Genomic DNA, 1,282 nt, shown 5'->3' with positions numbered 1-1,282 from the left:
GTCAGAGGCCTTGTCCTGGCGAAGCTCCACGATCCCCGCCCGAATGTTCGAGCCGCCGATGTCGACAGCGACCAAGCTATCGAATGCCTCGAACATCCATTTCGGGACGATATGGGCGTTCCCAATAAGTCCGGCCTCGTCAGGATGGTGGCGGATCGGAACGAGCTCCACGGGAGAGCCTTGAGTCCGCAGCATGATGGCAGCCCTGCCGATCGCTAACTCTCCAACTCGGCTTTGCCGAAATCCCCCACCAACGACAATCCGCTCGACAAGCGACCAAGCCTTAAGGCGCGCGAACCGCCGCACGACCGAAGCTAGCGCATCTGCGTAGTGCTCGACGGCGCTGTGTATGAGTGCGGCGGCTTCGGCATCGTCGCCCGTCAGCAGGGCATCCAGATCCTTTTTCTTCAGCTCCTCGCTTGGAACGTCGATGGGATCTGCGCCTTGCTGCCGCAATGCGGCCCGGAGCTCCTCAAGATGCTCGAAAACCGCACCTCGCCGAGCGCGGTCGCCGACGAAGCCCTCATCGTCGCGAGCTTCCAGATTGTAGCTCGTGACGACAACGGACGGCAGTTGAGAAGCCCCGTTAGGTCCGTCGATGACTCTCGGCCGGGAATTCTTCGCCATGTCAGCCTCGCTACTGCAAGGGACATAACCGGTGGCGGAGCACACAGTTCCGCCTCCGTCCTGCCCTCAGGAAGGGCGCCGTGGCTTGAGAGGGCGGTGAACGAGCTAAGCCGCCAGCCACTCGCGCCGCCCTCCTTCCTGCGGCTTGCGAGCCTCAGGCGGTGCCGTGAGAGCCCGCATTGCGGCGGCCGACAAGCACACCGGCCTCAAGAGCGAGAAGATCGTGCTTCTCCGCCCAGGACGCGAAAAAACCCTTCGCAGTTTCAGGCTCGATCTCGCCGCGGACGGCAGCCAGGCAGGCCTGTGATACGAAGGCGTGGCAAGCGTCTCGCTGCGACTTCGGCCAATCTGCCAGGAACATGTAAGCCTCCATCGCCGAGCAGATTGCTGTGGGCTGTCCAAGGCCAGTCAGAATGACGACAGGGCGTTCGAATTCGTCGGACGGCATCCGTGCCATAGCCATATTCTCCTCGAAGCAACATGGGTCTGGTCCCGCGCAGTGCGCTTGGATTCCGCAGATTTAGGAAGTCGCCCCCCAACTTTTCAAGGAGGCTTGCAGAGCCCCGAAGCTATCCTAAATCAGCCGCTGCATGGACCAACCGAGGGAGACGATGACATGCCATTTTCTTCGTTGTCCGACCCGACCGACATAGCT

At 61.6% G+C, this 1,282-nt stretch carries 1 protein-coding gene and 1 pseudogene; both read right to left on the bottom strand.

The genetic code is table 11. The features are described from left to right. A pseudogene (locus ACIPIA_RS16560) lies at positions 1-627 on the bottom strand (ROK family protein); the annotation flags it as partial. A 154-nt stretch (positions 628-781) separates the two neighbouring features. Then, complete coding sequence (locus ACIPIA_RS16555) at positions 782-1,084, bottom strand: DUF982 domain-containing protein (protein WP_400511067.1); 303 nt, start codon at positions 1,082-1,084, stop codon at positions 782-784. Positions 1,085-1,282 lie beyond the last annotated feature (198 nt).

Origin of the sequence: Allobosea sp. CER48 (genome assembly GCF_044752385.1) — a bacterium.
In the GTDB taxonomy this organism is placed as follows: Bacteria; Pseudomonadota; Alphaproteobacteria; order Rhizobiales; family Beijerinckiaceae; genus Allobosea.
This window is presented reverse-complemented; position numbering and strand designations above follow the sequence as displayed.

Bases quoted from the DNA above. Each gene is read 5' to 3' on its own strand.
- ACIPIA_RS16555 (WP_400511067.1), bottom strand. From the start codon at position 1,084: ATGGCACGGATGCCGTCCGACGAATTCGAACGCCCTGTCGTCATTCTG.